The organism is Streptomyces olivochromogenes, assembly GCF_021538895.1.
Lineage (GTDB): Bacteria > Actinomycetota > Actinomycetes > Streptomycetales > Streptomycetaceae > Streptomyces > Streptomyces olivochromogenes_A.
The window spans coordinates 44,970-68,283 of record NZ_JADDRL010000039.1; the positions used below are offsets into that span (position 1 = coordinate 44,970).

General features: G+C 70.7%; 26 protein-coding genes and 1 pseudogene. 11 read left to right on the plus strand and 16 right to left on the minus strand.

The window, feature by feature from the left end:
• Positions 1-29 precede the first annotated feature (29 nt).
• Entirely contained in the window at positions 30-1,304 is a 1,275-nt protein-coding gene (locus tag IPZ69_RS20950) for a COG4705 family protein (protein WP_235455723.1), read from the plus strand.
• Between the two features lie 341 nt (positions 1,305-1,645).
• On the opposite strand, the gene IPZ69_RS47455 is transcribed toward IPZ69_RS20950, so the two are convergent.
• Positions 1,646-1,789, minus strand: coding sequence for a hypothetical protein (locus IPZ69_RS47455; protein WP_308407522.1), 144 nt, complete (start codon positions 1,787-1,789; stop codon positions 1,646-1,648).
• Between the two features lie 320 nt (positions 1,790-2,109).
• On the opposite strand from IPZ69_RS47455, the gene IPZ69_RS20960 reads away from it, so the two are divergent.
• Together IPZ69_RS20960 and IPZ69_RS20965 are read left to right on the plus strand one after the other, a co-directional pair.
• Positions 2,110-2,946: a COG4705 family protein gene (locus tag IPZ69_RS20960; protein WP_235455725.1), complete on the plus strand. Its 837-nt coding sequence runs from the start codon at positions 2,110-2,112 to the stop codon at positions 2,944-2,946.
• Between the two features lie 154 nt (positions 2,947-3,100).
• Positions 3,101-3,958, plus strand: a complete 858-nt coding sequence (locus tag IPZ69_RS20965; protein WP_235455726.1) for a COG4705 family protein — start codon at positions 3,101-3,103, stop codon at positions 3,956-3,958.
• Between the two features lie 4 nt (positions 3,959-3,962).
• Here IPZ69_RS20965 and IPZ69_RS20970 read toward each other — a convergent pair.
• Positions 3,963-4,154, minus strand: a pseudogene (locus IPZ69_RS20970) (sensor histidine kinase); the annotation flags it as partial.
• A 102-nt stretch (positions 4,155-4,256) separates the two neighbouring features.
• Here IPZ69_RS20970 and IPZ69_RS20975 point away from each other — a divergent pair.
• From IPZ69_RS20975 to IPZ69_RS47465, 3 genes are read left to right on the plus strand one after another with little or no spacing between them, the layout of a single operon-like run.
• A complete protein-coding gene (locus IPZ69_RS20975; RefSeq protein WP_235455727.1) occupies positions 4,257-5,747 on the plus strand; it encodes a hypothetical protein in 1,491 nt (496 codons plus the stop codon).
• Between the two features lie 5 nt (positions 5,748-5,752).
• Complete coding sequence (locus tag IPZ69_RS47460; RefSeq protein ID WP_308407523.1) at positions 5,753-6,418, plus strand: hypothetical protein; 666 nt, start codon at positions 5,753-5,755, stop codon at positions 6,416-6,418.
• Positions 6,343-6,690, plus strand: coding sequence for a lysylphosphatidylglycerol synthase domain-containing protein (locus IPZ69_RS47465; RefSeq protein WP_308407524.1), 348 nt, complete (start codon positions 6,343-6,345; stop codon positions 6,688-6,690). The genes IPZ69_RS47460 and IPZ69_RS47465 overlap by 76 nt, the downstream gene beginning before the upstream one ends.
• Before the next feature lie 48 nt (positions 6,691-6,738).
• Here the strand turns inward: IPZ69_RS47465 and IPZ69_RS20985 are convergent, their stop codons facing one another.
• The 5 genes from IPZ69_RS20985 to IPZ69_RS21005 form a co-directional block, all read right to left on the minus strand.
• Positions 6,739-7,485 carry a response regulator transcription factor gene (locus tag IPZ69_RS20985; protein ID WP_235455728.1) on the minus strand — a complete coding sequence of 249 codons (747 nt, stop codon included), beginning with the start codon at positions 7,483-7,485 and terminating at the stop codon, positions 6,739-6,741.
• A 92-nt stretch (positions 7,486-7,577) separates the two neighbouring features.
• Complete coding sequence (locus IPZ69_RS20990) at positions 7,578-10,229, minus strand: ABC transporter permease (RefSeq protein ID WP_235455729.1); 2,652 nt, start codon at positions 10,227-10,229, stop codon at positions 7,578-7,580.
• Positions 10,226-10,888: an ABC transporter ATP-binding protein gene (locus IPZ69_RS20995; RefSeq protein WP_235455730.1), complete on the minus strand. Its 663-nt coding sequence runs from the start codon at positions 10,886-10,888 to the stop codon at positions 10,226-10,228. Before IPZ69_RS20995 ends, IPZ69_RS20990 begins: the two co-directional genes overlap by 4 nt.
• On the minus strand, positions 10,875-11,603 hold the full coding sequence (locus IPZ69_RS21000) for an ABC transporter ATP-binding protein (protein ID WP_235455731.1): 729 nt from the start codon (positions 11,601-11,603) through the stop codon (positions 10,875-10,877). Before IPZ69_RS21000 ends, IPZ69_RS20995 begins: the two co-directional genes overlap by 14 nt.
• 5 nt (positions 11,604-11,608) lie before the next feature.
• Complete coding sequence (locus IPZ69_RS21005; RefSeq protein WP_235455732.1) at positions 11,609-12,244, minus strand: hypothetical protein; 636 nt, start codon at positions 12,242-12,244, stop codon at positions 11,609-11,611.
• Positions 12,245-12,398: 154 nt separating this feature from the next.
• Here IPZ69_RS21005 and IPZ69_RS21010 point away from each other — a divergent pair, with 154 nt between their 5' ends.
• Entirely contained in the window at positions 12,399-13,721 is a 1,323-nt protein-coding gene (locus IPZ69_RS21010; RefSeq protein ID WP_235455733.1) for a HAMP domain-containing sensor histidine kinase, read from the plus strand.
• Positions 13,722-13,811: 90 nt separating this feature from the next.
• On the opposite strand, the gene IPZ69_RS21015 is transcribed toward IPZ69_RS21010, so the two are convergent.
• A complete protein-coding gene (locus IPZ69_RS21015; protein ID WP_235455734.1) occupies positions 13,812-14,090 on the minus strand; it encodes a hypothetical protein in 279 nt (92 codons plus the stop codon).
• Between IPZ69_RS21015 and IPZ69_RS21020 the strand changes: the two genes are divergently transcribed.
• Positions 14,080-14,232: a hypothetical protein gene (locus IPZ69_RS21020; RefSeq protein ID WP_235455736.1), complete on the plus strand. Its 153-nt coding sequence runs from the start codon at positions 14,080-14,082 to the stop codon at positions 14,230-14,232. The genes IPZ69_RS21015 and IPZ69_RS21020 overlap by 11 nt on opposite strands.
• A gap of 273 nt (positions 14,233-14,505) precedes the next feature.
• On the opposite strand, the gene IPZ69_RS21025 is transcribed toward IPZ69_RS21020, so the two are convergent.
• The 8 genes from IPZ69_RS21025 to IPZ69_RS21060 all read right to left on the minus strand — a co-directional run bounded on the left by IPZ69_RS21025 (position 14,506) and on the right by IPZ69_RS21060 (position 20,193).
• Positions 14,506-14,880, minus strand: coding sequence for a hypothetical protein (locus IPZ69_RS21025; RefSeq protein ID WP_235455737.1), 375 nt, complete (start codon positions 14,878-14,880; stop codon positions 14,506-14,508).
• A gap of 510 nt (positions 14,881-15,390) precedes the next feature.
• The gene (locus IPZ69_RS21030) at positions 15,391-16,041 is read right to left on the minus strand and encodes an RCC1 domain-containing protein (protein WP_235455739.1); all 651 of its coding nucleotides are present in this window, start codon (positions 16,039-16,041) and stop codon (positions 15,391-15,393) included.
• A 207-nt stretch (positions 16,042-16,248) separates the two neighbouring features.
• On the minus strand, positions 16,249-16,947 hold the full coding sequence (locus IPZ69_RS21035; protein WP_235455740.1) for a hypothetical protein: 699 nt from the start codon (positions 16,945-16,947) through the stop codon (positions 16,249-16,251).
• Positions 16,857-17,471: a hypothetical protein gene (locus tag IPZ69_RS21040; protein WP_235455741.1), complete on the minus strand. Its 615-nt coding sequence runs from the start codon at positions 17,469-17,471 to the stop codon at positions 16,857-16,859. The genes IPZ69_RS21035 and IPZ69_RS21040 overlap by 91 nt, the downstream gene beginning before the upstream one ends.
• A 118-nt stretch (positions 17,472-17,589) precedes the next feature.
• Positions 17,590-18,417: a hypothetical protein gene (locus tag IPZ69_RS21045; RefSeq protein ID WP_235455742.1), complete on the minus strand. Its 828-nt coding sequence runs from the start codon at positions 18,415-18,417 to the stop codon at positions 17,590-17,592.
• Complete coding sequence (locus IPZ69_RS21050) at positions 18,418-18,582, minus strand: hypothetical protein (protein ID WP_235455743.1); 165 nt, start codon at positions 18,580-18,582, stop codon at positions 18,418-18,420.
• Positions 18,579-18,878, minus strand: a complete 300-nt coding sequence (locus IPZ69_RS21055; protein ID WP_235455744.1) for a hypothetical protein — start codon at positions 18,876-18,878, stop codon at positions 18,579-18,581. The genes IPZ69_RS21050 and IPZ69_RS21055 overlap by 4 nt, the downstream gene beginning before the upstream one ends.
• 760 nt (positions 18,879-19,638) lie before the next feature.
• The gene (locus tag IPZ69_RS21060; protein ID WP_235455745.1) at positions 19,639-20,193 is read right to left on the minus strand and encodes a TetR/AcrR family transcriptional regulator; all 555 of its coding nucleotides are present in this window, start codon (positions 20,191-20,193) and stop codon (positions 19,639-19,641) included.
• 191 nt (positions 20,194-20,384) lie between these two features.
• On the opposite strand from IPZ69_RS21060, the gene IPZ69_RS21065 reads away from it, so the two are divergent.
• Genes IPZ69_RS21065 through IPZ69_RS21075 form a run of 3 tightly spaced genes read left to right on the plus strand, consistent with a single transcriptional unit; the run spans position 20,385 to position 23,210 of the window.
• Complete coding sequence (locus IPZ69_RS21065) at positions 20,385-20,843, plus strand: cupin domain-containing protein (RefSeq protein WP_235455746.1); 459 nt, start codon at positions 20,385-20,387, stop codon at positions 20,841-20,843.
• Between the two features lie 49 nt (positions 20,844-20,892).
• Positions 20,893-21,705 carry an alpha/beta fold hydrolase gene (locus IPZ69_RS21070; RefSeq protein WP_235455747.1) on the plus strand — a complete coding sequence of 271 codons (813 nt, stop codon included), beginning with the start codon at positions 20,893-20,895 and terminating at the stop codon, positions 21,703-21,705.
• Positions 21,706-21,719: 14 nt separating this feature from the next.
• Positions 21,720-23,210, plus strand: coding sequence for an MFS transporter (locus IPZ69_RS21075; protein WP_235455748.1), 1,491 nt, complete (start codon positions 21,720-21,722; stop codon positions 23,208-23,210).
• Positions 23,211-23,314 lie beyond the last annotated feature (104 nt).

Below are 23,314 nucleotides of genomic sequence, written 5' to 3' on the forward strand. Positions count from 1 at the left end.
GTGCAGGTTGGCCGAGCCAGCCTTGCCGCATGACAACGACGAGCGAAGCCCGCACGCACCGCAGCGGGCGGCTGATGCTGAACAAGGTTCCCGAGGTCACCGTCTGGTTCTGGGTGATCAAGATCCTGTGCACGACCGTCGGTGAGAGCTTCGCCGACTGGATCAACATGAAGCTGGGCGTCGGCCTGGTGAACACGGCCTGGATCTTCACTGCGGTGTTCGTCGTGGTCCTGGGCGCCCAGCTGCGGCTGAAGCGGTACGTCCCGTTCCCGTACTGGCTGACCGTGGTCGTTGTCAGCGTCACGGGCACGCTGTACACCGACATCCTGACCGACCAGCTCAACGTGCCGCTGTGGATCAGCACCACCGTGTTCTCGATCCTGCTCGCCGTGGTCTTCGGCGCGTGGTGGCTGCGCGAGCGCACCCTCTCGATCCACTCGGTCAACACGCTTCCGCGTGAGTCGTTCTACTGGCTCACCGTTCTCGTCACCTTCGCGCTCGGCACCGCGACCGGCGACTGGACCCTCGAGCTCACCGGCTGGAGCCCGGGCGTCTCGGTCCTGCTGCCGCTCGGCCTCATCGCGGCGATCGCGCTGCTGCGGAAGTTCGGCGCGAACCCGGTGCTGTCCTTCTGGCTCGCCTACATCCTGACCCGCCCGCTGGGCGCCAACATCGGCGACTGGCTCGCCTCCCCCAAGGTCGCTCAGCCGGGCGAGCCGACCGGCCTCGCGCTGGGCACCTTCACCACCAGCCTGATCTTCCTCGGACTGATCCTGGCGACCGTCATCTACCTGACGGTGACGCGCTCCGACGTGACCGAGACCTACGACGCCACGCACACCGCGCAGATCACCGCCAACCCGCACAGGGAGCGCATCGCGCTGGCGTGCTTCGCCCTCCTCGCCGTCGCCACCGGGGGTCTGCTGGTCTGGGCGCACAGTCAGCCGCACGTCGGCCCGGCGCCGGAGGACGACGCCACCTCCACCGTTCAGCTCGCCCCTGGCCAGGCCGTGAAGAAGTTCCCGTCCACGAAGGTCGACGCGCTGAAGGCACTCGCATCGACCTCGCTCAAGGACGCACGGTCGGGTGACGCGACCGGGGCCCAGGCAGCCGCCCAGTCGCTGCGAGACCTCTGGGATGCCGACCAAGCCTCGTTGCAGCCGCTGGACAACACCGGCTGGACGTTCCTCGACGCCCAGATGGACCAGGTCCTGAAGACCTTCGGCATCGACCACGCGAACCCGCCGATGTCGCCGGCACAGCAGGAGGGTGAACTCAACACCCTCCTCACAGATATGCGCTGACGGACCTGATCGGCGGCGAATCCGCTGGATTCGCCGCCGATCACGCTCTCTCGGGGCACGGGATCCGTGACGCCACGTCTGCTCCACAAGCACCGCCTCCTGCGGCATGCCGAGTCCTGGCGCGTACCCGTCGTAGTGCACCGCCTCGCCGCGCGGGAAGCCCGTCACCTGTCCCCGCCGGACACGGCTACAGCGCGTGGTGCATCTGGTGGCGCCGGGTTGCGAGGACGGGTGACGGGCTGACGAAGGCCCGCCATGGTCGCCGTCGCCGTCTCCCTTGCCCGTCCAGACCGTGGCTCCGACGGCCACGGGCATCGTGACGATCAGGATCATCGTGGTGATCAGGCCACTGCCGCCGTCCGTGTCGGGGTGCGGCGCAGGGGGATTGCCAGGTGCAGGGCGAGCCCCGCCGACATGGTGGTGGGGGTGCGCAACATGCGGCCCAGGTAGCGGACGGGGACCAGGAGTCCGACCGAGAAGAGCACGAGGAGAGCAGCATGGTCCCGGCGCAGCCACAGACCTGGGCCGGGCAGAAGGAGAGCGGCGGCGTAGGACAGTACGCCGGCCCGGCCGAGCCCCCGACGCAGCCATTTCGTCGCTTGGCCAAGGGGTGGGGGGAGGCAGGTGGATGGTTCACGGCAGCTCTCGTCCGGGACGGCGGACGGGGAAGGGCGGAGCACCGCTATGAGAAGGCCGTGGCCAGGAGTTGTCACGGCACCGTGCTGCTCGGGCGAGGACGGCGGGGCGGCGGATGCCGCACAGCAGTCAGGATGAGTTCAGGTAGTCAGTGGCACGGTCGGGTCTCATGGCATACGAGACATCAGAAACCACGGCGGCCTCATCGGTCGACGCCGTGGCGTCCTCGGGCCGCCGGTTGCGCTGGAACAAGGTGCCCGAGGTCACTGTCTACTTCTGGATCATAAAAGTGCTCTGCACGACGGTCGGCGAGACCGCTGCCGACCTGCTCAACGAGAAGGCCGGGCTCGGCCTGACCGGTGTGTCGGTGCTGATGAGCGCCCTGCTGGCGGTCGTTCTGGTCGTGCAGTTCCGCACCACTGCCTACCGTGCCGGCGTGTACTGGCCGGTCGTCGCGCTGATCAGCGTCGTCGGCACGCTGATCAGCGACAACCTCACCGACAACATGGGCGTGCCGCTGGAGACCAGTACCACGGCCTTCGCGATCATCCTCGCGGTCGTCTTCGTGGTCTGGTATCGCCGCGAGCGGATGTTGTCCATCCACAGCATCGACACCACGGGCCGTGAGTCCTTCTATTGGCTCGCCGTCCTGTTCACGTTCGCCCTCGGCACGGCCGCCGGCGACCTGGTCTCCGAACGGATGGACTTCGGCTACTGGCTGTCCGCAGTCCTCTTCGGCCTGGTCATCGCCGCGGTCGCCCTCGCGCACTTCGCGCTTGACCTGGACGCGGTGTGGAGCTTCTGGATGGTCTACGTCCTCACCCGCCCCCTCGGCGCGTCCGTCGGCGATTACCTCTCGCACCCGACCGTTGACGGCGGAGTGGGTCTGGGCATCGTCGTCACGAGCGGGCTGTTCCTCAGTGTCACCCTCGGTCTGGTGGTGTATCTGGCGGTGACCCGGACGGACGTCGCGCAGCCGCAGCAAACCGCGCGCCACGCCGCCTGAACAGGGACGGGGCAGGCGTTCAGGAGGTGTTCGGGTTGACGCTGCGAAGGTCGTTGATCGCGATCGCCTCGCCGCGATCGCCCATCCGGCAGGGCGCCCGCCCCCATCGCTGGGCGAGCGCCCTGCCGTACGACCACACAAGGAGCCCCCCACCTTGCAGCATCCGAAAGACCTCACCGACCTCGACGTCGCGAGCATGCCGACGTCGGTGATGAAGAAACTGCCCGAAGTCACTCTCGCCTTCTGGATCATGAAGATCGCGGCGACGACACTGGGCGAGACTGCCGGAGACCTCTTCTCCCAGACCTTGAAACTGGGTTACTTCCTCACCACGATCGCCCTGTTCCTGATCTTCGTGGTGACGCTCGTCGTTCAGCTCAGGTCCCGCCGCTACAACCCGTTCTTCTACTGGACGGTCATCCTGTCGACCAGCATGGCCGGCACCACAATGTCCGACTTCATGAACCGCGACGCCAGTACCAAGTACCTCTCCAACGGTGCCACTTCACTCGGCTGGGGACCACAGGGCCTCGGCCTCGGCTACCCGGCCGGCGCGGCGATCCTCGTCTCGATCCTGATGGTCATCTTCGCGGTCTGGTGGCTGAGCGGGATGACCTTCCAGATCCGTGACATCGTCACCTTTCGCGGCGAGGCCCTGTTCTGGTCGGCGATCCTCGTTTCCAACACCCTCGGCACCTCCATGGGCGACTTCCTGTCCGACAGCTCCGGGCTCGGCTACGCCGGCGGCGCGCTGCTGGTGACCGGGCTGCTCGCCGTCCTGGTGGCCCTGATGAGGGTGCCGGTGGTGCCGAACGTCCTGCTGTTCTGGATCGCGTTCGTCCTCACGCGCCCGCTCGGTGCCACCGCGGGCGACTTCCTGACCAAGCCGGTCGCCAAGGGCGGTCTCAACCTTGGTACCCCCGGTTCCTCAGCGGTCCTGCTGGCCGTCCTGCTCGGCCTCATGGCCTACGCGCATGTCCAGGAGGGCAGGACCCGCAGCGAGCGGGCGTAGCCGCTCAGCCCATGGGCAGATCGGCCAGGGAGCGCGCCCCGGGACTTTGTCCGGGGTCGTGGGGCGCCTCGCCGCCGACGGTACGGGCAGGGCGCCGCGCGAGCGGTAGTCCGAGGCTCGCGCCGTCGTGCCCGTCCCCACGATCGGCGCGGCGGCCGGGCTGGAAGAGCTCGCCCAGGAACTCCACCGGTGCCCCGTCTTCTCACCCGCCCCTAACCCTACAAGCCGTAGTGTGGGATGTCCTCCTACGAGCTGTAGAGGATTCGATTCCGTGGCGTGCGACGACGAAAGGTGCAAGATGACCGACGGCTCGAACGCCACGAGGACCGGTGTCCCCCGCGCCAGCCACCCCTCGCAGACCATCCGGACTCGGCGTGCGCGGGGCGAGCCCCGGCTCGGGGCGGTCGCAGCCGCCTTCGTGATCGCCCAGCTCGTCCTCGTACGGCCGGATCTCGGTCTCGGCTGGGACGAGACCGTCTACGTCAGCCAGGTCAGCGGTCACGTTCCCGCCGCCTACTTCAGCGCGCCCCGCTCCCGCGGCATCTCACTCCTCGTCGCGCCGATCGCATCGTGGTCCGACTCCACCGCCCTGCTCCGGATCTACCTGGCCCTCCTCTCCGGCCTGGCCCTCTACTTCGCCCTGCGCGTATGGCGAGGCCACCTCGGGCCCGGCGTCCTGGCCTTGGCCGGTGCCCTGTTCGCCTCGTTGTGGGTGACGCTGTTCTACGGCCCCCAGGCCATGCCCAACTACTGGGTCGCCATCGGTGCCCTGGCCTGCGTCGGCTGCTTCCTGCGCGCCTGCGCGAACGCGCGGGACCGGGCGGCCTGGTGGGGTCTCTTCGCGGGCGCGGCGCTGATGGCGGGGATGCGCCCCATGGACGCGGTCTACGTCGTGCTGCCCCTGCTCGCTCTCTCCGTGCGTCGCCCGCGTCTTCTCGTCGTGCTGGTCGTGGGGCTGGTGGCGGGTGCCGGCGAGTGGGTGATCGAGGCGTATGCGAGCTACGGCGGCCTCGCGCAGCGCCTGTCTGCTGCCTCCGCCATCCAGGGCGGTCTCGGCTGGCACCTCGCGGTGGTCGACCAGCTGCGCAGTCTCGGCGGACGTACTCTGTGCCGGCCCTGCACCGCGTCGGCCCCCAGCCCGGTGGTGACCCTGTGGTGGTTCGCGCTGCCGCTCCTCGCCGTCCTGGGCGCTGTGGTCGCCGTCCGCGCCCGGCACGCGCGGCCCATCCTGCTTCCGCTGGCCTGCGCCGTCACGGCCGCAGTCCCCTATCTGTTCCTCATCGGCTACGCGGCCCCCCGCTTCCTGTTGCCCGCCTACGCCCTGCTCGCCCTCCCTGTCGCCCACGGTCTGGCCCACTTGGTCACGGCCCCGATCGGTCGGATCGCGCGCACTGTCGCCGTCAGCCTGGTGGCGATCGGTGTGGCGGGTCACCTGGCCGTGCAGTACGTCGTCCTGGAGCACACCGTGCACAGCTCCGCGGCCTCCCGCGCCGACTGGTCCCGCACCGCCGCCGCCCTCCACAAACTTGGTGTACGGCAGCCCTGCCTGCTCAGCGGCTACGACGCCGTGCCGATCGCCTCCTACAGCGGCTGTGGCTCTGCACAGACGGCGGGGCATGACACCAGCACCACCGTGGCCGAGCTGACGCGTGCCGCTCACCGCACATCTTTTTTCGCTGTCCTCGCTCCGCCTGGGGGCCATCCGCCCGCGTACGCGCGCACCTGGCCCGAGGACGAAGTCGGCGGTCTTCGGGCGTACGTGGCACCCGATGCACGGCAGGGGAGGTGAGCGTCGTGACCGCGACCGAGAGCCTGCCGACCACCGTGGGCAGGCGCCTGTACGTCCGACTGGGAATCACCCTGATTGCGCTCGCCGCTGCCGGCGGGATGCTCGCCACGCACCGCACCACTCTGTCCCGTTGCACCGACCGGCTGGCCGCCGCCGACGGGGAGTGGCTGGTACGCGCCTGCGTCGCCGCTGCGGCCACATGGGTGTGCACGGCCCTGGCCCAGCAGGGGGCGGTGGCCGAACGGCTGCCCAGGGGGCGGCTGGTGGCGGCACAGTTCGCGGCCGGCGCTGCCCATCACCTCCTTGCGGCAGGTGTCGGAGCGACGGTGGTCAACCTGCGGTTCCTGACACGATGCGGGCTGTCCACTCGGCGCGAGGCGACCTCGCTGGCGATGAAGGCGGCGGTCGGCGGGATGGCCCGGTGTGCGCTGGGGGTGGCCCTGCTGGTCGCCTCGCCCGGCACGGTCCATCTCTCTGCGCGGGTCCCCCATGTGCTGGTCCTGCTGCCGGTGGCGACCGGAGCCGCCGTCCTGGCGGCCGCGATCAGCGGCCGCCTCAGACAACGGTGGCCCGGGCCTTGGCCGACGTGCGGGAGGTGCACCGGCACCGGGCACGGACCTGTGCTCTGTGGGGCGGTTCGGTCGCGTTCGCTCTGCTGCATGCCGGGGTGATCGTTGCCGTGGTCCACGCGATCGGCCTCGGCCTGCCCGCGAGCCGCGTGGCCATGGCCCACCTGGTCGCCAGCGGCGCGGCGGCACTGCTGCCCACGCCGGGCGGACTGGGGTCGCTGGATGCTGCGCTGGTCCTCGCGCTCACGGCGGTCGGCGCGCCGGGACCGGCGGCGGTCTCAGCGGTGCTCGGCTACCGCCTGCTGACCGGATGGCTGCCGATGGCCCCAGGGCTGCTGGCCCTGGCGCTGCTGGCCCGCCGCTCGGCATTGTGAACCGGCGAGGTGCTTGCTCGCCGAGCCGCGGGCGCCGCGCGCACCTGCTCAGTCCGGCGGATCCGGTTTCCGTTCCAGCCGGTATCCGTGCCCCCGCAACGTGGTGATCCGGGGCAGCCGGGCCGGTCGCCCCTGCGACTGTGCCGCCTCGGTGAGTCTGCGGCGCAGGCCTGCCAACGTCACGTCGAGGGTCTTGGTGGAGCCGAACCAGTTCTCGTCCCACACCTCGGCCATCAGCGTCTCGCGCGAGACCGCCTCGCCGACCCGCTCGGACAGCACCGCGAGCAGGTCGAACTCCTTGGCCCGCAGCGGGACGTCCTTGCCGAGCAGTGCGCAGCGACGGGCCGTGATGTCGACGACCAGATCGCCCACCTGCACCGGCTCCCGGGCCGGCATGGCTACCACGTGCCGTCTGAGGTGAGCCCGCAGCCGGGCGAGCAGCACGGTCAGGCTGAACGGCTTGACCAGGTAGTCGTCGGCCCCGGCGTCCAGCCCGGCGATGATGTCGATGTCGTCGGTCCGTGCCGTCAGTACGACGATCAGCAGGTCGGGGAGGCGGGCGCGCAGCTGCCGGGCGACGTCCAGGCCGTCCATGTCCGGCAGCCCCAGGTCCAGCAGCAGTACCTCATAAGGCGCCTGCTCGGCCTCCGCCAGCGCGCCCGCTCCGGTGCGGCACCACGTCGGGGCGAAGTCGTGGCCGCGCAGGCCGGTTTCCAGGTGGCGGCCGATGGTGTCGTCGTCCTCGACGACGAGGACGCGCAGTCGGCTGCGGTCCGGTGCTGCGGGCGTGCGCATGGTCGACAGCCTAGGAGCCGCCGGGGCGAGGGGCCCGTCGTGGGTGCACGCCGTGTTCACAGGTCGCGGAGCTCCTCCACGGCACGCCGTGTTCACAGGTCGCGGAGCTCCTCCACGGCGGGGCGGTGGCTGCCGCGGATGCCGTTGAGGGCCGCGGCCAGGACGGCGGCGACGGCGGCTGCCCCGGTGAGTGCCAGGTAGGCACCGGGGATCGACAGAGCCGCAGGTGGCGGATCGAAGACGCCGGTCAGGACCTTGACCAGCATCTCCGACAGGGCCCAGCCGATGAGGGCGCCTCCGGCCAGGCCGCCGACGGCCAGCAGCAGGGCCTCGGAGAGGACCATGCCGCGCAGGTGGCGGGGTCGCGCGCCGAGGACGGTGGCGATGGCGAAGGTGCGGCGCCGTTCCGCGAGTCCGAGGGCGAGGACCAGGCCGCCGGCCCCGGCGGCGAGCAGGACGGCGAAGGCGAGCTCGATGCGGGTGAGGCCGGCCAGGTCGACGGAGGTCAGGCTGGTGCCGACGGTGCCGCGGGTCTGGGTGAGGTCGGTGACGGTGGCCCGGGTACCGAGCTGCCCCCGCAGGTGCGCGGCGATCTGCTGCTGGTTCGTGCCACCGGTGTCCAGGAGGAAGGCGCCGACCGAGTCGTCGCCGGTGGCCTTGGCGATGTAGGAGGCGTTGGCGACGAAGAAGCTGTCCTTGGGGGCGGTGGGGAACTCCTTCGCGATGCCGGCGTAGTGGAAGGGGACCGTGCGCAGGGACTTGGTGCGCGCGTCCTGGATGCGCAGGTTGACGGCGTCGCCCGGGGAGAGCTGGAAGTCGTTGACGGTCTCGACGCTGACGAGAAGGTTGTCCGGGCGCTGGGCGAGGCGGCGCATCAGCTGGTCGGCGGTGCCGCCCGCGAAGTAGGCGTCCTGGAGCGAGGTGGCCTTGGCGACGCTGTCCGGTCGGACGCCGTAGAGGTCCTGCAGGTCGGAGCCGACGTAGGCGAAGCGGTGCTGGAGGGGTTCGACGTGCCGTACGCCGGAGATCTTCAGCGCTGCTCCGGCTGTGGGCGGGACTTGGGCGCCCGGCGGTTCGGTGACGGTGATGTCGGCGCCGTTGGTCAGCCGGGCGTCGACCTCGGCCTGCTGGTGGTAGGTGGCGTTGAAGACGGCGGTGGAGATCGCGAAGGAGACGGCGAGGGCGAGCAGGACCACCGACCGGGCGAACGGGCGGCGGCGCCGGGCCAGGACGGCGGCGGTGGTGCCGGCCAGGGTCGCGGTCAGCGGCCGGACCAGCCGGGCCACGCCGGGGCGGCCGTAGGTGAGGGCAAGCAGGGTCAGGCGCCACAGCAGCAGGGCAGCCCCGATCCACAGCAGGGCGGGGCCGAGGAAGGCCCAGTACGACACGGAGATGCTGGGGACGCCCTCGGGCGCGAGTACGAGTGCGTACTGGTTGCCGGAGGAGGCGCGGAAGACGAGCCACGAGCCGATCAGGAGGGCGAAGTCCAGGCCGTAGCGCATCCACCAGGGAGATCGGGTGCGTCGTACGTCATCCTGCTTGCGGGTGTCGGCGACAGTGCCCGTGCGCAGGTCCCGCAGGGCGGGGACGAGGACCGCACCGGCGGCCACCGCGACCCCGAGCACGAAGGCGACGGCGTACCAGACGGACCAGGTTCCCGCGCTCGCGCCGAAGGAAGCCGTGCCGAAGGCGAGCCGGCCGGTGAGGGCGGCGATGCCCAGCCCGACCAGACCTCCAACGAGGCCGATCAGGGCGGCCTCCAGACCGGCGAGTGCGGTGATCTGACGGGGCCGCAGACCACGCAGCCGCAGCAGCCCCTGTTCCTGACGGCGCCGTTCGCCGCCGGCCGAGGCGACCGCCGCCGTCAGCGTGGCGGCCAGCACCGCGCCCGGCACACCGAGGAAGAGGAAGAGGATCTGGGCGTACAGGGCGTCCTGGCGGGCCGAGTCGAGCGCTGCGCCGACATTGTTGCCGACCAGGGCCGTGCCGGCGGAGCGGGCTTCGAGGTTGTGGGCGGCGCCGGTGACGGCGGAGTACGCCGAGGCCGGGTCGGAGGGGAGCCGAGTGTTGTCGCGAGCGGCGTGGATCTGGGTGGTGACGCCGCCGGCGCCGCGGGTGAGGGCGGCGAACTGGGTGGCAGGCAGGAGGACGACGTTGTCCGGAGGAGCGGTCGGCTGGGACTGGCTCGGGGCCCCGACGGTCTGGAAGAGGGAGTCGGCCTGCGGCAGGTCGACCACACCGTCCACCTTCACCTGGCGTAGGCCGGCACCGGGAAACTGGATGCCGATGGTGTCGCCGGGGGCCGCGTGCAGGTTGGAGGCGGTCTGCTGGGCCAGCAGGACACCGGTGGACGAGCCGGAGAGCGTGCGGACGGCGTCGGGGAAGCGAGCGCGGTAGCCGTCGGGAAGGCCGAGGGCCATGCCGGGGCCGGTGGCCTGGGTGCTTCCCTGCACGCGTGCGGTGAAGCCGCTGGTGTGCGCGAAGCCGACGGGCACAGCGGTGCGGGTGCCCGGGGTCCTGTCCACCAGGGACAGGACCGTACGCGGGTCGGTACCGGGCTGCACCTGGACCTGCCAGTCCACGGAGACCGAGCGCACGGCACGCTGGGTCATGGTCGCTTTCGACGCGGTGAGGAAGGAGCCGAGCGCGGCGACCAGGGCGACCGCGAGCGCGATGCCGGTCAGGGCGGCCAGCAGCCGTCCGGTACGGTGGCGGGCCAGTCCGCTCGCCCATGTGGTGATCACGACACCTCCTCGGGTGTGAGCAGTCGTCCGTCGCGCATGCTCCGGCGGACGGTGAGCCGGGCGGCGACGGTGGGGTCGTGGGTTGTGACGACGAGGGCCGCGCCGGTGTGGCCGGCGGCCGTCAGCAGGGCGTCCAGGACGCGGGTGCCGGTGGCGTGGTCGAGGCGCCCGGTGGGTTCGTCGGCAAGGATCAGGCGCGGCGCCTGGGCCAGGACCCGGGCGGCGGCCACCCGCTGGGCCTGGCCGCCGGAGATCTCCTCGGGGAGCCGGTCGGCCAGGTCGGCCGCGTCCACCAGGGCGAGTGCCGCGAGCGAGCACAGTCGCGCCTCGCCCTCCGGACGATCGTTGAGGACCAGGGGCAGAGCGGTGTTCTCTGCCACGTTCAGGGCGGGTATCAGGCTGTCGCCCTGGAAGACCAGACCGATGTCGGACGGCCCGAGCGAGGCGGCCCGGGTGACGGTGCCGCTGGTGGGCTGTTCCAACCCGGCGAGCAGGTGCAGCAGCGAGCTCTTGCCCGACCCCGAGGGGCCGACGACCGCGAGCCGGTCCCCGGCCCGGATCTCCAGGTCGGCCCCGTGCACGGCCACGACCGCCTGAGGCCCCCGGCCGAAGGTCAGGGCCGCGTCCGCGCAGCTGACGAGTACCTCATCCGACGGCATCGTGTGCCTCCTCGTGGTCCTGCCGCCGGGCATCGGTGGCCTTCCCGTCTGTCAGGGTGACCACCCGGTCCGCGATGCGGACTGCTTCTCGGCTGTGCGTGACGATCAGCACCGCGCACCCCTCCGCGGCCCGCTCCCGCAGCATTGCCAGAACCAACTGCTCTGTCTCGCCGTCGAGTTCACCGGTCGGTTCGTCGGCGAGCAGGATGGCGGGCGAGTTGGCCAGCGCGACGGCGAGTCCGGCCCGCGCCAGCTCTCCGCCGGACAGCTGGCGTGGCAGGGCGTGCGCTCGGTCGGCGAGCCCTACCCGGGCCAGCAGGTCCCCGGCCGGGACGGGGGCCCTGCGGCCCTGTGCCCGCTGCGGCAGGCGGACGTTGTCCCGCACGCTGAGGTGCGGCAGCAGGTTGCGGGTCTGCAGCAGGACGCCGATGTGCCGGGCCCGCAGGCGGGCCCGCTCGGTCTCGGGCCGATGGCTGATCCGTACGCCGTCGATGTGGACCTCGCCGCCGGAGGGCTCGTCGAGTCCGGCCAGGCATGCCAGCAGGGTCGACTTGCCGGCCCCGGACGGGCCCACGACCGCGACCGTCTCGCCACGACGCACCCTCAGCGACACCCCGCGCAGCGCGAGTGTCTCCTCCTCGCCGGCCCGGTAGAAGCGGTACAGCTCGCGGGCCGTGAGGACGTCGCCGGCGCCGCCGGTCTGTGTTCCGGACATGGTGCTCACCGCCAGGTGAAGGAGTCGCTGACGATGCGCCACGGATCGACGTTGTCGGCCTTGACCGGTCCGGACAGGGTCAGGTCCACCTCGTGCCCCGCGCGGTAGAACGCGTACCTCTCGAAAGCGTCCCGCACCACCTTGCCGGTGACCGGGTCCTTCGCCGAGTCGCCTTGATAGGTCAGCAGGACCACCCGGCCGGCGTGCCGGGTCACCTCACTCACCTTGGGTGAGGAGAACTTCGTTACCTGGGAACGGAGTTGAGGTACGACCGCGTTGGTGACCGAGCTGACCGTGGGTGCGCCGGAGGCGGAAGCCGCCGTGATCTTCACAGTGTTGAGCTTGTCGGTGAACGCGGTGCTGTCGCCCTGGCTTGTGCGGGCCCAGCCCTCGGGTACCTTCAGGGTGAAGCCGGTGTAGGAACCGCCGGTCGGCCGGTAGGCGACGTACACCTGGTTGTCGGGGATGTCACCGGGCGGGTTGGACTCGGTGGGTGCCGGTTGGTTCTGTCCGCTGACGGCGGCCGAACCGGACGCAGGGCTACCGGAGCCGGCGTGTGAGTCGGAACCGGAACAGCCGGCGGTCACCGCCGCCACGAAGGTGAGCCCGACGACCGCGTACGTCCTTGTGCGTGCTGCCATGGTCACTGCCCTCCTGGGAAGTCCTCGGACCGGACGGTCATGGCACGGACGCTAGGAGGAGGCCGGTTAACGCCCCGCTTGCTGAGGGTTAGACGACGGCAAAACCGTGTGGCGCAGCGCATCCGTCCAGGTGAACGGCCCGCATGATGAGGGCATGAGACAGCGCGTGGTGCGAGTCGCCCTGACCGCCGCTCTGGTCGCCGTCGTCCTCCTGGCCGTCCCGCTGGCCCTGGCGATCAGGTCGTCCCTGTACGCCGACCAGCGCGACACTCTGGAACGGTCGGCCCTGGCCGCGGCCGTCCATGTGAGCCCGGACTTCGTCAGAGGCGACCCGGTGGAGCTGCCCGCGCCCCCATCTGGCGAGCGCGTGGGCCTGTACGACCTTCGATTGCGACTGCGTGCGGGCAGCGGCCCCCGGTCCGGCGATACCCCGGTCCGGCAAAGCCTTGGCGGTGAGGTGGAACGGGGCCGGGCGGGCCCGGACCTGGCGGTGGCCGTACCCGTCGCCCATGCCGAGAAGGTGATCGGCGTCGTACGGGCCTCGTCTCCCGCCGTTGCCGTACGGAACCGGGTCGCCATCGCATGGCTGCTGCTGCTCGGCGTGGCCGCGCTCGCGCTGGCCGTCGCCGTCCTCGTCGCCCGCCGTCAGGCCCGGGTGCTGGCCGCGCCGCTGGAGGACCTCTCCCGCCAGTGCCGTGCGGTGACCGAAGGCGACCTGAACGTACGGGCCGCCCCGAGCAGCGTCGCCGAGATCGACCAGGTCGCTCGCACCCACAACGAGATGCTGCACAGCCTTTCAGAGCTCCTACGCCGTGAACGTGACTTCACCGCCAACGCCTCCCACCAGCTACGCACCCCGCTCACCGGCCTGCAACTCGCCCTGGAGGCGGGCCTCGCCCAGGACGACGACGCCCGGTTGCGGCCCGTGCTGGCCGAGGCGCTGGCCACCACCCAACGCCTGCACCACACGGTGGAGGAAGTGCTGCGCCTGTCCCACTCCGGAGAGATGGCTCGCCCCACCGCTGGGACGATCGCCGTACGACAGCTGCTGCGGGAGACTGAGGGACGGTGGCACGGCCTCTTCGCCCAGGACGGAAGACGTCTGGAGTGCGCCACCGAGGAGCCACCGGCCGACATCAGGGTTCCGGGGGCGTCCGTGTCGGAGGTGCTGGGCATCCTGCTGGACAACGCCCGGGTGCACGGGCGCGGCACGGTCCACGTGGCGGTGCGGGATCTGGAGGACGCCCTCGCCTTCGACGTGAGCGACGAGGGCGCCGTGACGGGCGAGCCGTCCCGGCTCTTCGACCGCGGGCGCACCGGCGACGGGCAGGGAACGGGCATTGGCCTGGCCCTCGCCCGTGAACTGGCCGTCTCGCTCGGCGGCAGGCTCTCCTTGACCAACCGACACCCGGCTACGTTCACCCTGCTCCTTCCCGTCGACCACGATGAGACACAGGGGGCAGGGACACCGGGGTGAGACGGGCCGCGTACAGCGAAGAGAGGCGGGCCGACGAAGCGTACAGCCGTGCCGCCGGAACACAATGGGCGGTGCGGGGCCGGGCGGGGATCAGCCGGTCGGTCCTGCCGGGGTGGTGGTGGTCTTGAAGCCCTCGGTCTTGTTGGCTCGAAGGGCGAAGTTGTTGGTGAACGTCCTACTGAGGTCCACCGGGCCCTTCACGTTGCCGACGAGATGCTCCGTGGCCAGGGAGGTCATCGGGCCGATGGCCGGCATGATGCCGTTGGGGAGGAACTGACCCTTGTCCCCGGTCAAGGCAGTGATGTAGGCGGCCTTGGCCACCAGCCGGCGCCCCTGCCACCAGCGGAGGAACGACACAGTGAGTGTCACCGACACCGTCAAGGGTCCCATCACCAGCGCGATCGCCGCAGGTCCCCGAGGATCGACGTACGCACTCAGCGGCGGACTGCCCGACCTGCTCGCCGACAAGCCCAACAGCGGATTCACTCGAACCCCCGTCACAGTCGACTGACACCGGTGCAACCGTGCGGGTGGCGCAAAGACACGCCCACGAGCCGGCGCCGGTTCGAGACCAGACTGAGCAGCTCACGCGGGCAGGCTGCTCCCCGGCGTAAGACTCGATTCGACTGACGGCCGAGCCCTGGCCAGGGACGACACTCTGGTCAGGGCGGACGGGCCGACCACTTGAGCGCCGCCCACGGCATCCAGGTCACCGACATCTCACTCGACCTGAGCGTGCCGACCGCCCGCCAGCCCCGGCCTCGTCTGAGCAGAGCTGGGTTTGTCAGGCGAACACGCTGAACCCCTGGGGCCCGCCTGACGGGTCGAGCGGATCTCCACCGTGGACCGTGACCGTGATCGCGGCCTGTTCGCCGGGGCGCAGGCTCCATGCAGCCGAGCACAGGTAGGTGTCCCCGAGGCAGTCCACCTCGAACAAATCCGGCAGCCCGTGCGCCCTGGACGTCTCGGGATGGATATCGAACTCGGTGCCTTCTCCATGGGCATGCGTACCGGCCGGCAGGTTGAACGACACCGCCCACCGCCGCACCAGGACGTCCGCGTCATTGGTCACCGTCAACCGGAAAACGCCATGGCCCGGGGCCGGCTCTTCCACGAGCCGGCACTCGACCTGCCAGAGCTGCGGGGCCTTGGACTGCATGGGCTCAAGAGTGCCATTCACGTCGATTGAGTCCTTCGGGCTCGGGTCGCCTCAGGCTGTCACACCGGCAGCAGCCGAGCATCCACGCCAGGCCGAGCAAGCAGACGATCCGGCCACATCAGTGCGGTTGCAGAGCCGGTGGACGGCTTCCTTACCGATCGTCGTGGCATACGTATCCAGCGCGATGGCGAGCTCCTCGCGAAGCTCGCCGTGACCGGGTTCGCGGGCAGGGCGTACGACCCTCGCCTGTCTGGACCAGTTGGGCGATCACGGGGCCCGGTTGTCGCTACTGGTCGCCGACAACATCATCGCCCGCCGGTAGTGCACCGTGCTCATGCGGTCCCGGCGCAGGATCCTTCGTGGCTGCCGGCCCTGCCGGCCAGTCGGCCTTGAGACCTCGACCGGCTCTGCCGTCGGGCCCTCAGCCGGCTGAACATCTCGCGGTGTCCAGCCTGCTGAGGGCCCTTTCGACGCCCATCCGGTGAGCCTGTGCGGTCACGTACTGGGCGGTCAGTGGGCCGTTGGTGGCGGGTCTCCGCGCAGGGCGAGGGTGTGGTAGGCGCCCGCTGAGATGGCCTGGACCTTGGTGCCGACTGCTGCGGGGACGGTGAGCAGGCTGTAGGGGTTGACCTGCCACTGGACGGTCTGGCCGTTGTCGCGCAGGGCCACGAGATGGTCGTATCCACCGGAGACCTCGGTGACCTTCGACTGCGCGTTGGCCGGCACGGAGATGGCGGCCAGCTTGGCGCCCCAGGCGTAGACCCGGCCGCCCACGACGGCGGCCGAGAAGTCCTTGCCGGCGGCGATCGCGGTGACGACGCCGTTCGTGACGGCGGCCGGGATGTCGGTCTGCTTGTTGCGGTTGTCGCCCCAGGCGATGACCTTGCCCTCGTCGGTGAGGGCGAGCGCGTGGTAGGCGCCGGCGGCGATCGCAGTGACGCCGGTGTGGGCCGCCTCTGGCACGTCCGTCTGGCCGTACCGGTTGTCGCCCCAGCCGATCACCGCGCCGTTCTTGAGCGCCAGGTTGAAGAACTGGCCCGCGGCGATCGCGTCGACGTCTGCCTTCGCGGCCGGCGGGACGACCGTGGAGTCGTACCGGTCGCTGCCCCAGGGATGGTGGCCTGTCCGTAGGTGTCGTCGCCCCAGGCGAGCGTCTCCCATTCCGTTGCCGCGGCCCGCTGGACAGTCGGGCGGGGTGCGGCGGTGGCGGGCTGGGCAAGGGTCAGGAGTCCGCAGATCGCGGTCAGCGCGGTCACTACGGCGGGCGGCGTCCAGCGGCGCCGGCCCGGTCGACGGTTCGTCGGCATGGGGTGATGGTGTCCGTTCCGCTCGGCGCGCCAGGGCGCGGGGGTCGCCTCAGGGGCCGCGTCAGCCACGGTCGGCTCCGGCCGCCGGGGAGCCCGCGTCGTTGGGGGTCTCAGCGGAGGGCCGGTTGGAGCGGCAGCGGGCCTGCTCGGCGGCGGTGAGCGGGCCGGTGCGCTGGTAGACGCGGTCGGCGAGCTGCGGGGAGGGGTAGTCAAGGACGGTGTAGATCCGCCAGTCCAAGTTCGGGTCGGCGGGCGTGGGGTTGGACCTGAACCAGCCCTCGGTGCGCTGGCGTCCGCTCTGGGTCTCGATCCAGGAGACCTCGCCGGGGCTGATGACTTCCTTGACGGTGCGTTCGGCGGCCGGGCTCCAGGCGGGGCTGGTACCGGTGCCGGTGCCGGTGGTGAACTGCCCGTTCATGCTCGTCGCGCCGGCGGGCGGCAGCCCGGCAGCGGCCGGCAGGTCGCTGATGGTGCGGGCGGAGAACTTCAGCGGACGCTCCCGGTTGATGGTCGCGCGCGTGCAGTTGATGTACCCCTCGCCGGACTGCCGGGCGGGCTCGTAGTAGGCGAAGGAGTAGCCGGGCTCGGGGGTGAAGACACACTTGGCGGCAGTGCCGTTGCACTCGGTGATGCCCCCGGCGACCGTCTGCTTGTCGTTGCCCTTAAAGGCTACGGAGGGGGCAGTTGGTTGCTGCGGATCGTCTTGTCCAGCGGGGGCGCGACCTGGACGGCCTTCACATCGGCGATCATCGGACCGCACTGGCCGCCGCTGGTACCGGTGCCGGCGGCGCCCCCGTCCGGCTTGGCCGGGACCGTGGAAGTGAACGTGAGAAGCGGCTCGTACTCGTCGGCGGTGAAGGTGTACGTCCGTCCGGTGCGCCAGACTCCGGAGCCGAGGACGTTGTGTTCCTTGTCCGGGTTCGGCTCGGTCAGCTCCTCCTGGACCGGGCCGCCGGATGCCTGGACGGTGTAGGTCTGGCCCTGCTCGACCGTGCGCGGTGCGCACTGACGCGCGGCGCCCGGGCTGTCGTCGAAGGTGACGGTGACCTTCGCTCCGGGGCGCACGCCGCGCAGCCGCTGCTTGAGGGCATAGGCGTCACCGTTCTGACGCAGCATCGCCGCGTCCTTCTTGTCCGGGTGATGGGTGACGTCACCCGCGTAGCGCCACACACCCTCGAGGGTGCCGGCGCCATTGTTTGCCGATGTCGAGCCGACGGACCAGCCGGTGACGCCAGCCCGGCTGGAGAAGGTGAACGCGGGCAGACTCAGATCGCCGTTGATCACCTCGACCGGCTCCTGCGCGGCGCGTGCGGCGAACGCCGGACCGGCGGGCAGGGCGGCGAGAGCGAACCCGAGACAGAGTGCTGCGGCGACGGGACACCGAGGGCAATGGTTCGTCTTTTCACGGTTGTTCTCCCCAGGGAACGGGACTGCGGCGGGCGGGCGGCCATGAGCGCTCCCCCGTGGCTTCGACCCGCTTGACGAGCCGGGACCCTGCAGGCAGTTCCACGGCCACCGGCCGGACGGCGGCCCCGGCCCGGCGGGTCGGGGGCTTCGGGGCGGTCGTCGTGGTGGTGTCCTCGACGCCGGTCTGGCCGCCGGGCCGCAGCTTCAGACAGGTGCTGCCGGGGACGGTGAAGGTGTCGGCGACGAAGGCGCTGGAGGGCCCGTCGACGAAGACGTTGCGCACCCCGAGCCCGCTCCCGGTGGAGATGCTCCCGGCCACCCGCTGCATGGCGGCGCTGGCCCCGAACACCAGGGCGTCACCGGGCTTGACGACGACCTCGTAGCTGGTGGACTCGGTCTGCTGGGTGGTCCAGGTCTTCGAGTACGACAGCTTGAACGCGCCCTCGAACGCGGCCCTGAGCGACGCCGAACCGCCCACCGTGCCGCTTCCGTTGGCGGAGCCCTTCGCGTTGACCTCGGCGCTGGGGCCCTTCGACTGGTCCGGCGTCTTGAAGTTGCCGCCGGCCTCGCCGCTCACCCCGGCGGTGACCGAGCCCGTGACGCCGAGCTGCCCCTCGATGGTGATCTGCCCGGTGATCTCGCCGCCGAGGTCGTCGGAGCTGGAGACCTGGAGGGAGAGCTGCCGGGTGACCTTGATGTCCTCCTTGGTGCAGTTGACGACCGCGTTGCCGAGGGACTTCACGGCGGTGTGGTATTCGCTGGAGGCGGCACGGTCGACCTTGAACCGGCAGTCCCCGGCGTGCGCGGCGCAGTACGCGCTCACCTACGTGACGGAGGTCAGCGGCTTGTCACCTTTGAATGCCTCGGCGACGGGCACGGCACGGTCGGGGTCACCGGCCGCGGCGGTGCCGGGGGCGGCCAGCGCGAGGACGACGGCGGTGGCGGCGAGGCCGAGAACGCGCCGGCTCGGGGGCGTCGTCGTGGTCACGGGTTCATCACCTCGCAGACGCGGGTCAGTTCGGAGGCGTCGACCATGGCGGTGAGCGCGGCGGGCAGCTCGGCGGCGAACGCGTCGCACGTGCCGCTGATGACTGTCGAGGCATTGTCCTCGGGGGCGGGGTGGATGTTGTCGAGCTGCTGTTGGGTCTTGGCCATGCCGTCCTTCTGCTCCTGGCCGTTCCCGGCGAGGTCGCTCATGCACTGCTTCGAGGTGGGCGGGCACTTGGTCGCCTGGTCCTTCGCCGCGGCCATGTCCTCCTTGGCCTGCGCGGTGTCCTTGGTCACCTGGTCCTTCTGACCGTCGACCGCGCCGCTGGAGGGCGGCGGGTCGTCGAACGCGCGGACGGCGGCAGCGGCCGGTGCGGCGGGTGAGGACGGCGACGACGGGAGAGGCCGCGGTGGCGAGGGCCACCACGAGCGTCGTGAGTCCGTGGGATACGCGAGTGCGTGACATCTGAGGCACGAACCTTTCCGAACACGCGACGAACGCATGTTCACAACTCGTTCATACGCCGCAGAGGTATGCAAATAGCCGCAAGAGTCAACATCGCCGCGCCGGGCATTCAGTGTGATCGTGTGCCTGGAATCACGCAGACCTCACCACCGTCCTTGCACACCTCGACTCGGCTACGCCCCGGGCATCGCGCCCCGCAAAACAAGTCCGCTCACGAGGGCTGGCCCTTCGGGGCCCATCCGGAGGCCGGGACCGGCAGCGGCAAGCACACAGACCCGCCTGATCCCCTCCGGAGCACGGGGTCGATGCGGCGGATCCGGGCCCGCCCATCTCGTCGGTCGGAATGGCGCCTGCCCTTCAAGCGGCTGGACAGCGCGTGGGAGCCTGGCACGCGTATCGGAAGCAGTGAGGCCGGGCATCCTCGCCGTCCATCCGGACCCGCTCACCCAGGCGCCGTCACTGGCGGTGGCCTCGTCACGGAGGGCCGTCAAGGCGGTGCCGTCGATCTTGGCGGTGGCCTGGACGCCAGGATCGCCCTACGAACGCCCTCCGGCCCAAGGACTGACGGTCACCTCAACTACCGGTTCAAAGTCACGTGGTGATGCATGCCGCCGCCCGGGTGAGGGTGGTCGCGGTGCGTATGGCGCTGCCGACGGCCTCGTCCGGGGTGAGGCCGCACAGATCAGTGAGCGTAAAAAGCGCCTCGGCGCTCACGACCACGGCGAGGTCTCGCTTGAGCTGGGCGAACGCCTCCGGATCCGTTCCCCCCAAAGTGCTTTCGAGCGGCTGGAGCGCATAGTCGATCAGGCCGAAGCGGATGCCCGGACGCGCGGCCGCGTTCTCGGGCCGGGTGATGGTGGCGGCGATCACCGCCCGGACCGCACCCTGACGGACGAGGATGCCGCGGAGCAGGAACTCGCAGGCGAAGGCGATGCGCTCGACAGGATCGGTGGACTCGGCGACCGGCGCCAGCGCCTGCGCCGGAGGTGGCCAGACGCCGGAGAGTGCCTCGCTGATCAGCGAGGGGAGATCGGGGAAGTACCGGTAGGCGGTGGCCTCGGAAACCAGGGCCGCGCGGGCGATCAGAGGCATCGTCACCTCTGCGCCGGTGCCGATCAGTTCCCGTGCGGCCGCCACGATCGCCATGCGGGTGCGCTGCTTCTGGTTCGTGCGACCGCTTCCGGCCTGTGCCGCCGTCATCGTGAAGCCCTTCTGCTGTAGGTACCGCCATCGCCGCCCTCATCGTAGCGCCCGACTCTCTTCATGAGAGAGCACTTGCATGACGAGGGTCGAATCGCCTACTCTCCTGAGAGTTCGCTCTCACGAAGGGGTCAGTCGTGACAAAGGTTTCCGTGGTCGGTCCTGACGATGGCGAGGCCATCCAGCTGGGTCCCACACGCATGCGCATCCTGGAGGACGGCACCACGACCGGGCACCGCCTGGGCATCGGCGAGATCACTCTCGCGCCCCACACCGAGGGTCCGCCCCAGCACCGGCACGCCCAGCACGACGAGGGCTTCTACGTCGTGTCCGGCACCGTGCACTTCACCGTCGGCGAGACGACGCACGTCGCGCCGGCCGGCACCCTCGCGATGATCCCGCCCGGCGCACCGCACACCTTCGCCAACCACGGCGACGAACCTGCGGTGATGCTCAACACCTTCACGCCCGACCTGTACGTGCAGTACTTCCGCGATCTGCGGGACATGATCGCCGGCGGCCAGGAGCTGACTCCAGAGGCGACCGTTCAGGTGATGAGTCGTTACGCCACCGTTCCCGCCGCCGACTACGCGTAGCGGCTCAGGCCGCCAACCACACACGCCAGTAACCGATTTGGAGTTTTTCATGACCAGCACCACACGCACCGTCACCCTCACGCACGACTCCGGCGACGTCGACCTCACCGTCGACGAGCAGGGTGAGGGTCATCCCTTCCTGCTCCTGCACGGCGGTGGCGGCCCACAGACCGTCGCCGGGTTCGCCGGGCTCCTCGCCGAGCAGCGACCGGCCCGGGTCGTCACCCCCGTCCATCCCGGTTTCGGCGGCACCGCCCGGCCCGACTGGCTGACCGGCGTCCCCGCCCTCGCCGAGATCTACGTACGGCTGCTGGACGAACTCGGCCTGACCGACGTCACCGTCGTCGGCAACTCCATAGGTGGCTGGACCGCCGCTGAAATCGCGCTGCTCCGCAGCGACCGGGTCAGCAGCGTCGTCCTCGTCAACGCCGTGGGCATCCACGTCCCCGGCCACCCGGTCGCCGACCCCTCCACGCTGACACCTGCCGAACTGTCCGCCCTGGCCTTCCACGACCCCGCGAAGTTCGCTGTGGACCCGAGCACGTTCTCCGAGGCGCAGCGCGCGGTCGCGGCCGCCAACCGGGCCACGCTGCAGGTCTATTCGGGCTCGAACACGATGGCCGACCCCACCCTGCGCGAGCGCCTCGCCAAGGTCACGCACCCGGTCCTCGTGGCGTGGGGCGAGAGTGACCAGGTCGTCGACACCGCGTACGGACTCGCGTGGACCGCCGCCGTTCCCGGTGCCCGGTTCGAACTCCTGCTCCGTACCGGTCACATGCCCCAGATCGAGACCCCCGATCAACTCCTGCCCGTCGTATGGGACTTCGCCGCCTCCCACGCCACCAACCGGCCCAACGGCTGAGCAGGCGAACCCACATGCCCGTCCCCCGACGTGGGCGGCGCGTGCCCGTCCTGGCCGTCTGTTGCCTGAGCGTGCTGCTGGTCAGTCTCGACGTCACCGTCCTCAACGTCGCGCTGCCCTCGATGCAGCAGGACCTGGACTCCTCGGTCTCCGGTCTGCAGTGGACACTCGACGCCTACACCCTCGTACTGGCCTCGCTGCTGACCCTGGCCGGTGCCACCGCGGACCGCGGGGGGCGCCGACGGATCTTCCAGCTCGGTCTCGTGCTGTTCACCGCCGGGTCGGCCCTGTGCAGCCTGGCACCCACGACCGACTGGCTGGTGGCCTTCCGCATGGTGCAGGCGGCGGGCGGCAGCATGCTCACCCCCGTCGCCATGGCCATCCTCACCAACACGTTCACCGAGCCTCGCGAGCGCGCACGGGCCATCGGCATCTGGGGCGGGATCGTCGGCCTCAGCATGGCGGCCGGACCGGTGCTCGGCGGCGTACTGGTGGAATCGGTCGGGTGGCGATCGGTGTTCTGGCTGAACGTGCCGATCGGACTGGCCGCGCTCGCCCTTACCGTAGTGTTCGTGCCGGAGTCCCGCGCGCCACGGACCCGACGGGCGGACCCGGTGGGGCAACTCCTGCTGATCGTCCTGCTCGGCACACTGACGTACGCCATCATCGAGGCACCCGGCGAGGGCTGGACCGCGCCGCCGATCGCGGCCTGCCTGATCACCGCCGCGTGCGCACTCGCCGCCTTCGTCCGGTACGAGAACCGGCGCGCCGAACCGCTGATCGAGCCGCGGCTCTTCCGCAGCGCACCCTTCAGCGGAGCCACCGCGACAGCGGTCCTTGCCTTCGCCGCGCTCGGCGGCTTCCTGTTCGCCAACACCCTCTACCTGCAAAAGGAGTTGGGGCTCAGCGCCCTGGGCGCCGGGCTGCACCTGCTGCCGATGGCCGTACTGTCCCTGGTGTGCCCGCCACTGTCCGGGCGGATCGTGGGCAGCCGTGGCCCACGGACTCCCCTGCTTCTCGCGGGGGCCGGCATCACCGCCAGCGGTGTACTGGCCGTCGCCGCCACCCGCTCCGCCCACCCCCCGGACATCCTGCTGTACCTCACGTACACACTGTTCGGCCTCGGGTTCGGCTTCGTCAACGCGCCGATCACCTACACCGCGGTGTCCGGAATGCCGCGCGCTCAGGCCGGGGTCGCCGCCGCCATCGCCGCGACCAGCCGTCAGATCGGCTCCTCACTCGGCATCGCGGTGATCGGCGCCGCGGTCTCCACCGGGGCGCGCCCGGCCGCCTGGTGGATCATCGCCGGATGCGGAGCGGCCATCCTCGTCCTCGGCACCGTCACATCCGGGCGCTGGGCCGCCGCCACCGCGGAACGCGCCGCCGCCGTCCCCACGGCCGACCCGACAAACGCCCGGGACGGAACCGCCGCGCTTCTGCTGCCCAATCCCTTGTCGGAACCCAGGGGCGGCAGGCGTACTCGCCGACGGGGAGAGCAGCTGTGACCACCCGCAGAGAATTCGCAGGCGGACCGGTTCCGGCCGCGATTGCGTGATGGCTACGACTGGCTGAGGATGCGGCTCTGATCAGCGGGAATGACGCTCATCCT